This is a genomic window from Nocardioides jensenii JCM 1364 = NBRC 14755 (assembly GCF_001552535.1).
Classification (GTDB): Bacteria; Actinomycetota; Actinomycetes; order Propionibacteriales; family Nocardioidaceae; genus Nocardioides; species Nocardioides jensenii.
Window position 1 is genome coordinate 1 of sequence record NZ_BCRJ01000089.1, and the last position, 11,075, is coordinate 11,075.

Genomic DNA, 11,075 nt, shown 5'->3' on the forward strand with positions numbered 1-11,075 from the left:
GCCCGCTTGGTCGCGGTCTTGCGGGTGGTCGTCTTGCGGGCCGCCGTCTTCTTCGCCGGGGCGGCATCTTCCGGGGCGGCAGCGTCAGTCGCGGGGTCGGGCGTGGATTCGCTCGCGGTCGACGCGGCGGCGGTGACGTCGACAGTGCTGTCGGCCGGCTCCTCGGTGGGCGGCGGGGCCGCGACCTTCTTGGACGCCCGTTTGGCGGGCGCCTTCTTGGCCGCACCCTTGCGGGTGGTGGCCTTGCGGGCCGCCGTCTTCTTCGCGGGGGCGGCGCCGGAGTCGGTGGCCGTCTCGGTGGGCACTGGGTCGGCCGGAGCCGAACCAGCCGGGTTTGATTCGGGGGTGCCGGTGTTGTCGTCGTCGAGCATGTCGCGCTCCTCGGCAGCCGCGGCCCTTTCAGGTGGCCCGCTGCCTGTTCGACGCCTGATGCTCCGTGCGGGGCACCACGCGTTAAGCCTTCGGGTGGCGACGAAGAACTCCGCAAGGCGTCATCAAGTGTCTGCCATGTCACCTGCCGCGGTCGCCGGGCCTGGTCGTGTCGCTCTCACCAACACGGGGCCGCGTCGCGGTCTGGTGACGACCTTCACTCCATGTGCCGGTGCCTCGGAGGCCTCGGCGAGAACGTCGTCGGGTCGTTGTGTGCGGCAAGCCGCGTCACGGTGACCTGTGGCGAGTATCGCATACCCCTCGGCAAACCCGGTCAACGTCAGGCCAGCGGGTCGCCGATCGTGCCGTCCTCGAGGAGCAGGCCCTGGGCGGCACGGGTCAGCAGCGTGCCGCCCGCCGCCGGCTCCAGGCCGGAGACCTGCGCCAACCCGGTGAGTACGTCGTCCGGGCGCACACTCGGCACCCCGTGCACGAGAACCACGTCGAGTCGTGCGCCGCGGCCAGTCGGCGTTGCCGTCATCGAGCGGACGGCTCCGCGACAGTCGAACGTGCGCAGCCCCTTCTTGGTCATCCGCTCCACTGAGATCTCCTCCGCGTCCATGAACTGGGCGACGGCAGCGGAGGCGAGGTCGGCGTCGACGGCCAGGTCGAGCTGCCAGTGGCTGGCCTCGAGGGTGTCCGAGAGGGAGCCACCCTTCGACTCGACCACCTCGAGGATGTCGAGCCCGTCGGGCAGGGACTCCTCGAGCAGGGTGTGGATGGCCGACGGGTCGACGATCTCGGCTAGGGCGATCTCCAGGTACTCGGCCTCACTGGCCGAGCCCGTCGGCGCCGCTCCGGCGTACGAGATGCGCGGGTGCGGGTTGAAGCCCGAGGAGTAGGCCATCGGCACCCGGGCCCGGAAGACGGCGCGCTCGAAGGCGCGGCTGAAGTCGCGGTGACTGGTGAACCGGAGCCGGCCCCGCTTGGCGTAGCGGATCCGGAGTCGCTGGACCGGAGGGGCTTGTTGTTCTGGCTGTTCACGCACGTCGGCACGATATCCGGCGCGGGACGGTCCCGCCGATTCCGCACGTGCCTTCGGCGTCGATGCTCAGGGCAGGCGGGCGGACTTCATCTGCCGCGACGAATAGACGCTGGTGATCCGGATGCCGCCGAGCCACCGGGTCAGCCGGTCGCACTCCGCGACCAGGGCTGCCGTGGCCGCGCCCGGCAACGAGCCGCGCGGCACCACCGAGACCACGCCGTCGTCGTCCTGCACCCAGCAGCCGACGATCCGGCCGTTCCACCAGGCCGTCGTACCCGCATTGCCGTTGCTGTCGAAGAGGTAGGGCACGTCCTCGGGGTCGAGGTAGAAGCCGCGTTCCTTCCAGCCCATCGTGGTCGGGTCCAGCACCGGCAGCAGTGCCGCCCAGTCCCCCACGGGCGGCACCGGGTCGACGTCGTCGGGGAGCACCCATCCCGTGCCGCCGCCGTCGAGGGAGACCTCCACCGCCGCGAGGTCGTCGAGTGCGCGACGGGCAGCGGTCACCGTCGACCCGAGCCACCACGAGATGTCGCGCGTGGTTCCGGGGCCGAACGTGCGCAGCCAACGCCTGACCAGCTCGGCGTACCCCTCGTCGGTCGACAGCGGCTCCGGAACGGTGCCGAGCCACTCACCCATCGGCGTCCACCGGGCGCGGGAGAGGCGCCAGTGCCCGGTGTTGGTGCCGCGGACCAGAAGTCCGCGGGCGCCCAGCCAGGTCAGCACGCGGGGCGCGATCGGCACCTCGCCACCCCACTTGGCGTCGGGGCGACCGACGGCGACCTTGCCGGCCAGCTCCGGCACGGCTTCCCGAATCTGGGCCGTGGAGCGGGCGCCCTGCTCGAGCAGGGCGAGCACGGCCTTCTCGGCCCGGGCCAGCCAGGCGGCACCGTCGTCGTCGATGCCGGCGCGGACGACGTCCTTGGCGATCTTGGCGTGCTCCTGGGTGGCGACGCGGGCCGAGGCACTCCCCCACGCCGCGGGCAGCAGGTCCCGGGGGAAGACGAAGAGGGTGCGTCGCATCGCGAGTTGCTTGACCAGGGTGCGGTCGTCGTACAACGCCGCGTCCACGTCGGCGACCTCGGCGTCCGAGCGGGCAGCCACCGACAGGTGCACACTGGGCGGCTCGGTGGCATGCAGGACGGTCATCGCACGCGTGGCCGCGACCGCGTCGGCGACCCGGTGCTGCGGGGCGATCGCGTGCCTGCGCGCGAGCCGGGATCGGCGTTCGTCGTCGTCGATGTGGCGCATGGCCCCCAGCATGCCGTGCCGCAGGTCACGACAATCGGGCGCGGTCACAAGAATCTGGCGCGTCGGGCACAGGCAGCAGGTTTGTGAGCGCTCCAGGTCGGATAGTCTGCCCACGATCGCCACGCACCAGGGCCACAGCCGACCCGGAAGGTCAGTAGATGTCGAACCAGCCGCCGTATCCCGGCCCACCCGAGGAGCCCACCCGCCCCACCGGCGGCCAGCCCCAGAACCCGTACGGCCAGCCGCAGCAGCCGCAGAACCCGTACGGCCAGCCCCAGCAGGGCAACCCCTACGGCCAGCCGCAGCAGCCGCAGAACCCGTATGCCCAGCCCCAGCAGGGCAACCCCTACGGCCAGCCGCAGCAGCCGCAGAATCCCTATGCCCAGCAGCCGGGTCAGCAGTACGGCGGCCAGCAGCAGTACGGCCAGCAGTACGGCGCCCCGCAGGGTGGCGGCTCCGGCGGTGGGAGCAAGAAGAAGTGGCTGATCCCGCTGCTCGCGATCGTGCTCATCGCCGCCATCGGCGGCGGCATCTTCGGGATCCTTGCGCTGACCGGTGACGACGGCAAGGACTCCGGCGTCGCGATCGACGACCTCAAGGCCGGCGAGTGCCTCGAGAGCAGCGACATCGCCGACGGCAGCGGCACCATCGACTCGATCGAGACGATGGCATGCGACGACGACCACGACGCCGAGGTGTTCGCCACCTACGACCTCAGCGGCGACGACGCGAAGGACTTCGACATCGACGCCGCCGGCAGCAAGTGCGTCGAGGAGCTCGAGAACGCCGGCGGGTCCTTCGACACCCTGACCAGCGACGGCAACGAGGTCCGTCCGCTGGTGGCCAGTGACGACCCCGAGGAGGGCGACCAGGTGGTCTGCTTCATCCGCAACAGTGACGGTGAGCAGCTCACCGAGAAGATCGTGTCAGGAGACGACGAATGACCCAGCCCCCCTACCCCGGATCCGAAGGATCGGGCGAGCAGCCGGACGGCAACAACCTGCCGCCCACGCACCAGCCCTACGGCCAGGCCTCGAACGACCAGCCGGCGTACGGCCAGCCCGCCTACGGTCAGCAGCCGGCGTACGGCCAGCCGACCGGTGACCCGTACGGCGCCTGGCAGGGCGGCAACGACGCCGGCAAGGGCACCGACGGTCTCTCGATCGCCGCCTTCGTGCTGAGCCTGACCTGCTGCCTCTCGTTCGTGGGTGTCATCCTCGGCTTCATCGGCCTCGGGCGCACCAAGAACGGCAAGCGCAAGGGGCGTTGGGCCGCGGTCTCCGCCATCGTGGTCGGCATCATCCTGACCCTGGTCACCATCGGTGTGGTCATCGCAGTGGCATTCTTCGCGAAGGACCAGATCACCCTCGACAACGCCGAGGTCGGCCAGTGCGCCAACGTCACCAAGGACGGTGACTCGGTCTCTATCCGCAAGAAGGACTGCTCCGAGGACCACGACGCCCAGATCGTCTACATCGGCAAGTTCGAGGAGATCGAGAACTCCGGGTACATGCCCTCGAACGCCGACGACGTGACCGACGCAGGCATCGCCTACGGCGTGTGCAGCAAGCTGCTCGGCGACGACGCCGCCGGCATCGAGGAGGCTCTCGAGGGCAACGTCGAGTACGGCATCGCCAACGAGGACAACAACCCCACGTCCGACGAGGAGTTCCTCTGCTACGTCCAGCGGAGTGACGACAAGAAGATCGACGAGAAGATCGGCTGAGCATCTCGCCAGATTCCAGTGACGGCCGCCGGGCCTCGCCCGGCGGCCGTTCTGGTGATCTCGTTCCCGGCAACTGGCTGGTCCTGGCCGCGATCGTCATGCTGGCGGTCAACCTGCGACCGGCCGCGGTCAGCGTCGGCCCGGTGCTCGCCGAGGTCACCGACGGTCTCGCGATGTCCCACACGGTGGCCGGAGTCCTCACGTCGTTGCCCGTGATCGCCTTCGCCGGCTTCGGGGCGCTGGCACCCGGGCTGGCCCGCATCGCCGGCGTCCACCGGGTCACCCTGTTCTCGCTCCTGCTGGTCACTGCCGGGCTCGGGCTGCGAGCTGTCGTCGACCGCCCGGCCGGGTTCCTGGCCCTGTCGATGGTGGCGCTGGCCGGCATGGCCGCGGCGAACGTGCTGCTCCCCTCCCTGGTCAAGCTGCACTTCCCCGATCGGGTCGGCGCGATCACGGCCGTCTACACGACGTCGCTCGCGATCGGGCTGACTGGCGCGTTGACCCTCACCGTCCCGGTCGCCGACTCGCTCGGCGGGTGGCGGGTCGGCCTCGGCGTCTGGGCAGTCGTCGCACTGGTGGCGGCGCTGCCGTGGCTGTTCATGATCGGCCACGACCAGCACCCCGATGCCGCGCCGCACGACATCCGACTCGGCCAGGTCGCCCGCACCCGGCTCGGTCTGGCGATGGCCCTGTTCTTCGGGCTCCAGTCGTTGCAGGCCTACGCCATCTTCGGTTGGTTCGCCCAGCTCTGGCGTGACAACGGCTACTCCGCCACCACGGCCGGCCTGCTGCTGGGAGTGGTCGCGGCGATCAGCATTCCGCTGTCGCTGTGGATCCCCGCGGCCGCTGCCCGGCGTACCGACCAGCGCGGAGTGCTGCTCGCGGTGATGGCCTGCTACCCCATCGGGTACGTCGGCCTGATGCTCGCGCCGCACTCGCTCGCGTTCGTCTGGGCAGTGCTGGTCGGCATCGGCGCCTGCACGTTCCCGTTGATCCTCACCATGATCGGCCTGCGCTCACGCACCCCCGCGGGCACTGCGGCGCTCTCGGGGTTCACCCAGTCGGCCGGCTACCTGCTGGCCGCCGTCGGCCCGTTCACGGTCGGAGCGATCTACGACGCCACCGGCGGCTGGACCTGGCCGCTGGCGTTCCTGCTGGCGCTCACCGTGCCCCAGTTGCTGGTCGGGTTGTACGCCGCACGCGCCCGCTTCATCGAGGACGAACTGCTCCCCCGCCGCTCCGCTGCGAGCTGACCGCCCGCCGCCGCCATGGCGACGTACCACTCCTGATCAAGGGCAGAGCGCCCGGAGCGCGGCGCACGTGGCCTCCACGTCGCCGTCGGCGGGCACCCGCCGAGTGCCCGGCACCTCCTGGGCCAACGCCTCGAGACCGCGGTGGTACGCCGCAATCTGCTCCGGCCCACCGGCTTCGTCCACGATGCCCCTGATCGTCGCGTGCAGCGGCTCGTCGGCCGGACGTCCGTAGAACCGATCGGTGGCCACCGCGGGCGGCGCGTCCAGGAGGATGTGCAGGTAGCCGGCACCGGCTCCGAGGGCCGCCTCGCGGAACCTGGCCAGCTCCGTGCCACGCACCAGCATCTGCGGCAGCACGACGTCGTTCCCGTGGCGCAGGTGCTCGGCCAGCATCGCGAGTGCGACCGGACGGATCAGCGCACCGACGCCCTCGAAGTCCGCGCGCCACCCACCGATCATCGTGCGCAGCACGTCCACGTCGCAGTTGAGAACCCCCGGGTTCCGCTCCGCGTACCGCCGAGCGATCGTGCTCTTGCCGACGCCCGGGGCACCGTTCAGGTGGATGAGTGTCGCCATCGCCGAAGTGTAGGCGCGCAGGGGCCCGACCCCGCCGAGGCAGGACGCGAGTGCACGACTCGCTCTCGCGCCTCAGACGGATCCCACGGTCGCTTCACCGCGACCCGCTCGTTCCTCGCTCTCGCGTCTCAGACGACGGAGAGCGGGAGCAGCTTCTGGCCGGTCGGGCCGATCTGGATCTCGGTGTTCATCTCCGGGCAGACACCGCAGTCGTAGCACGGAGTCCAGCGGCAGTCCTCGACGTCGATCGACTCGGGGTCGAGCGCGTCCTCCCAGTCGGCCCAGAGCCAGTCCTTGTCGAGACCGGAGTCGAGGTGGTCCCAGGGCAGGATCTCGTCGTACTCGCGCTCGCGGGTGGTGAACCAGTCGAGGTCGACGCCGGTGCCGGCGAGGCCACGCTCGGCGGCGGACTCCCACCGCTCGAAGGAGAAGTGCTCGCTCCAGCCGTCGAAACGGCCGCCGTCGCGCCACACCTCCTCGATGATGCGACCCACCCGACGGTCACCGCGCGAGAGCAGGCCCTCGATGATGCCGGGGCGCCCGTCGTGGTAGCGGAAACCGATGGCGCGGGCGAACTTCTTGTCGGCACGCACCGTGTCGCGCAGCTTCTGCAGTCGCGAGTCGGTGGTCTCGTGGTCGAGCTGAGCGGCCCACTGGAACGGGGTGTGCGCCTTCGGCACGAAGCCACCGATGGAGACCGTGCAGCGGATGTCGTTGCGACCGGAGACCGCGCGCCCCTCGGCGATCACCTTCTTCGCGAGGTCGGCGATCTCGAGGACGTCCTCGTCGGTCTCGGTCGGCAGACCGCACATGAAGTAGAGCTTCACCTGGCGCCAGCCGTGGGAGTACGCCGCGGAGACCGTGCGGATCAGGTCTTCCTCGGTGACCATCTTGTTGATCACCTTGCGCATCCGCTCGGAGCCGCCCTCGGGCGCGAAGGTCAGGCCGGAACGACGCCCGTTGCGGGAGAACTCGTTGGCCAGGGAGATGTTGAACGCGTCGACCCGGGTCGAGGGCAGCGACAGGGACACGTTGGAGCCCTCGTAGCGGTCGGCCAGGCCCTTGGCCACCTCGGCGATCTCGGTGTGGTCGGCGCTCGAGAGCGAGAGAAGGCCGACCTCCTCGAAGCCGGACTTGCGGATGCCGTTCTCGACCATCGCGCCGATCGTCTCGATCGAGCGTTCGCGCACCGGGCGGGTGATCATGCCGGCCTGGCAGAACCGGCAGCCACGCGTGCAGCCACGGAAGATCTCGACGGAGAAGCGCTCGTGCACGGTCTCGGCCAACGGCACCAGCGGCTTGGCCGGGTAGGGCCACGCGTCGAGGTCCATCAGCGTGTGCTTGCGGACCCGGTCGGGAACACCGGGCCGGTTGGGCGCCACGGAGCCGATGCGGCCGCGGTCGTCGTACGACACGTCGTAGAACTTCGGGACGTAGACGTTGTTGGACTTGGCCAGGCGCAGGAGGAGCTCGTCGCGCCCGCCCGGACGCCCCTCGGTCTTCCACTCCTTGATGACGTCGGAGATCGCCAGCACGATCTCCTCGCCGTCGCCGAGCACGGCCGCGTCGATGAAGTCGGCGATCGGCTCGGGGTTGAAGGAGGCGTGCCCGCCGGAGAGCACGATCGGGTCGTCGTCGGTGCGGTCGACCGCGTGCAGCGGGATCTGTGCCAGCGACAGGGCGTTGAGCATGTTGGTGTAGCCGAGCTCGGTGGAGAAGCTCAGACCGAAGACGTCGAAGGCGCGGACCGGACGGTGGGCGTCGACGGTGAACTGCGGGATCGGGCCGTGCTCATCCCCCTCGCGCATGATCTTCTCCATGTCGGGCCACACCGAGTAGGTGCGCTCGGCCACGATCCAGTCGCGCTCGTTGAGGACTTCGTAGAGGATCGCGACGCCCTGGTTGGGCAGGCCCACCTCGTAGGCGTCGGGGTACATCAGCGCCCAGCGGACCGTCGGGCCGTCCGGGGCACAGTCCCAGTCCTTGACGGTCGAGTTGAGCTCGCCGCCGACGTACTGGATCGGCTTCTGCACCGAAGGGAGCTTCGGCTCGAGGCGTGAGAACACGGACTCGGGTGCGGTGGTGGTGGCGGGCACTACGTAACCTCTCGGGGGCGCAAGGGGACGACAGACAAGGGTACGCCGGGGTGTCGGTGTCCGCGATTCCTCGACCGGCGCCACCGACCGCCCCGACCCCGGGTGCGGCATGCCCCGCCCGGGCGACAGCCCGACCCTCCCCAGATTTGGGGACGCCCGACCCGACGGTTCCTGCGACGCTGGACGCGGAATGAGAGCTGTGGGTCCCGTGACCGTCCGACCGGAGCACGCGGCGTACCTGCCCCGCTTCCTCCCCCGATGGGCGGAGACCACCGAGGGCCTGGTCCACCGTGAGGTCGACGCGAGCCTCGTCATGTTCGACATCAGCGGCTTCACCAGGCTGACCGAGCGCCTCTCCGGGCAGGGGCGAGCAGGCGCGGAGGAGCTCAGCGAGGTCCTCGACACCGTGTTCAGCGCGTTGGTCGTCGAGGCCGAACGCGAGGGCGCCGACCTGCTCAAGTGGGGCGGCGACGCCGTGTTGCTGATGCTCGACGGCGACGAGCACGCACCGCGGGCGGCCCGTGCCACGCTCGGCATGCACCGGGTGCTGGCCAAGGTCGGGCACCTGAGCACCTCCGTGGGGCGCGTGGTGCTGCGTGCCTCCAGCGGCATCGATTCCGGCATCACCCACCTGGTCCTGGCCGGAGACCCACTGGTGCACCGGGAGCTGATCGTGCTCGGCCCGACGGCGAGCGAGGTCTGCCGGGTCGACGCCAGCGCGGAAGGTGGGCAGATCGTGGTCAGCCCGGCCAGCGCGCGGCTGCTGCCAACCGCCTCGCTCGGGGCGCAGGAGCCCCGGGGCCGACTGCTCAACGCGCTGGCCGGGGCGGCTGCCGCTCCCCCGCCCACGATGGCCCCGATCCCCTCGGAGGTGGTCGCCTCCCTGTTGCCTCCGCAGTTGCGCACACACCTCACGCGCACGCACGAGCCCGAGCACCGCGTGGTCACCGCCGCCTTCGTCCTCTTCGACGGCACGGACGACCTCCTGCGCGAGCAGGGACCCGCGCACCTGGCCTGGGCGGTGGACGAGCTGGTGCGCAACGTGCAGGGCTCGGTGGCCAGGCACGGGGTCTCCTTCCACGAGACTGACATCAGCATCGGCGGCGGCAAGTTCATGCTCGTGGCGGGAGCGCCGCTCAGCACGGGCGACGACACCGATCACCTGCTCTCGACCGTTCGGTTGATCCTCGACCGGGCCGGTGAGATCCCGATCCGCGCCGGCATCGCACGTGGTCGCGTGTTCACCGGCGACCTGGGTCCCACGAGCCGGCGTACCTACTCGGTCAAGGGCAACGCGGTGAACCTGGCAGCACGCCTTGCCTCCGAGGCGGCCCCCGGCGAGGTCCTCGCACCCAGCGAGCTGCTCCACCACTCTCACCGCGGGTTCGACCTCACCACCCGGGCGCCGCTGGCCCTCAAGGGCATTGCCCGTCGGGTCAGTACGGTCGCGGTGGGCTCACCCAGCAGCGGGGAGGACTCCAGGGCCGCGACCGTGCTGGTCGGCCGCGAGGCCGAACTCGACGTCCTCACCTCGGCACTCGACCGCCTCGGCGGGGACAGCGCGGGCGCCGGACGCACCGGTGGCGCGGTGGAGATCGTCGGCGACCCCGGAATCGGGAAGACCCGACTTGTCTCCGAGCTGTTGTCCGGGGCGGACGACTTCGCGACGCTGGTCGGCTCGGGTGACCACGGCGGAGCCCAGGCCCCCTTCGGCGCCCTGCGCCCCCTCCTGGCCACCGCCCTGGGAATCGGTGGGCTCCGGGACCGCGTCGTCGCAGCGACACGGGTCCGTGACCGGGTCGTCCACGCGGCCCCGGAGCTGGGCGCGAGGCTGCCCCTCCTCGACGCGATCCTCGACGTCGGACTCGTCGACGTGCACGACGAGGTGGCCGCCCTGGACGAACAGTTCCGCAGCGAGGCCCTCCAGCAGTTGGTGATCGACCTGCTCGGCGCGCTCTTCCACGACCCGCTCCTCCTCGTCGTCGAGGACACCCACCTGCTGGACGCGGCCAGCGGCGAGATCCTGTCGCGGATCGCGGCCGAGACGGAGCGTCGTCCGTGGCTGCTCGTCACGTCCCGGCGCGAGGACTCCGGAGGATGGCGGTCACCGGACGCTGAGCGAATCATGCTCGGACCGTTGGACACGAGCTCGGCTCGCACTCTTGCCGAGGTGGTGACCGCCGAGGCCCCGTTGGCACCCGCCGCTGCGGAGGCGCTGGTACGCCGAGCCGGTGGCCACCCGCTGTTCCTGCGCGAGCTCACCCTCGCTGCCCTACGAGGGGACGACCTCGGCGAGCCACCGGAGTCGGTCGAGGAACTGTTCGCCGTCCAGCTCGACGCCCTCCCAGGTGACGACCGGGCGCTGCTACGTCGAGCCGCCGTGCTCGGCGACTCGTTTCCGCTGGGCCTGCTCGGCCGGATGCTGGAGGAGCACGGCAGCGCACCCGTGGGACTGTCAGTCCTTCGTCGGGCGCTCGGACGGCTGGACGGGTTCGTGGTCTCCGAAGAGGGCGGGCGGATGGCGTTCCGACATGCGATCCACCGGGAGGTGGCCTATGCCGGCCTCCCCTTCCGGACCAGGGCGGCGCTCCACGTCCGCACGGCCGAGATCCTCGAGGAGGACGCCGGGGTGGCCGCCACGCGCCCCGAGCTGCTGGCCCACCACTTCTTCGCCGGCGGCCGGTTCGAAGAGGCGTGGCGGCACGCCCGCAATGCCGGGCGTCGCGCCAACGAGCGCTTCGCACCGGCCGCGGCGGCCGACG

The 11,075-nt window shown here is 70.8% G+C and carries 8 protein-coding genes and 1 pseudogene; 4 read left to right on the plus strand and 5 right to left on the minus strand.

What is annotated here, in order from left to right; translation table 11 throughout:
- From NJ4_RS18955 to NJ4_RS18965, 3 genes and pseudogenes are all read right to left on the minus strand, one after another.
- A pseudogene (locus tag NJ4_RS18955) lies at positions 1-371 on the minus strand (ribonuclease E/G); the annotation flags it as partial.
- 338 nt (positions 372-709) lie between these two features.
- A complete protein-coding gene (locus NJ4_RS18960) occupies positions 710-1,417 on the minus strand; it encodes a TIGR03936 family radical SAM-associated protein (protein WP_067438820.1) in 708 nt (235 codons plus the stop codon).
- A gap of 63 nt (positions 1,418-1,480) precedes the next feature.
- Positions 1,481-2,662 (minus strand): winged helix DNA-binding domain-containing protein, encoded by a 1,182-nt coding sequence (locus tag NJ4_RS18965; protein WP_067438835.1) that lies wholly within the window; start codon positions 2,660-2,662, stop codon positions 1,481-1,483.
- Between the two features lie 158 nt (positions 2,663-2,820).
- On the opposite strand from NJ4_RS18965, the gene NJ4_RS26245 reads away from it, so the two are divergent.
- From NJ4_RS26245 to NJ4_RS18980, 3 genes are all read left to right on the plus strand, one after another.
- Positions 2,821-3,606, plus strand: a complete 786-nt coding sequence (locus tag NJ4_RS26245; RefSeq protein ID WP_067438824.1) for a hypothetical protein — start codon at positions 2,821-2,823, stop codon at positions 3,604-3,606.
- Positions 3,603-4,388, plus strand: coding sequence for a DUF4190 domain-containing protein (locus NJ4_RS18975; protein WP_067438826.1), 786 nt, complete (start codon positions 3,603-3,605; stop codon positions 4,386-4,388). The genes NJ4_RS26245 and NJ4_RS18975 overlap by 4 nt, the downstream gene beginning before the upstream one ends.
- 98 nt (positions 4,389-4,486) lie before the next feature.
- Entirely contained in the window at positions 4,487-5,641 is a 1,155-nt protein-coding gene (locus tag NJ4_RS18980; RefSeq protein ID WP_245644628.1) for an MFS transporter, read from the plus strand.
- Positions 5,642-5,677: 36 nt separating this feature from the next.
- Here the strand turns inward: NJ4_RS18980 and NJ4_RS18985 are convergent, their stop codons facing one another.
- Both NJ4_RS18985 and NJ4_RS18990 read right to left on the minus strand, forming a co-directional pair.
- Complete coding sequence (locus NJ4_RS18985; RefSeq protein WP_067438830.1) at positions 5,678-6,217, minus strand: AAA family ATPase; 540 nt, start codon at positions 6,215-6,217, stop codon at positions 5,678-5,680.
- Between the two features lie 128 nt (positions 6,218-6,345).
- Entirely contained in the window at positions 6,346-8,313 is a 1,968-nt protein-coding gene (locus tag NJ4_RS18990) for a TIGR03960 family B12-binding radical SAM protein (protein ID WP_067438832.1), read from the minus strand.
- Positions 8,314-8,521: 208 nt separating this feature from the next.
- Between NJ4_RS18990 and NJ4_RS18995 the strand changes: the two genes are divergently transcribed.
- Positions 8,522-11,075: AAA family ATPase (locus tag NJ4_RS18995; protein ID WP_169799294.1), on the plus strand; the 2,554-nt coding region annotated here is incomplete at its 3' end.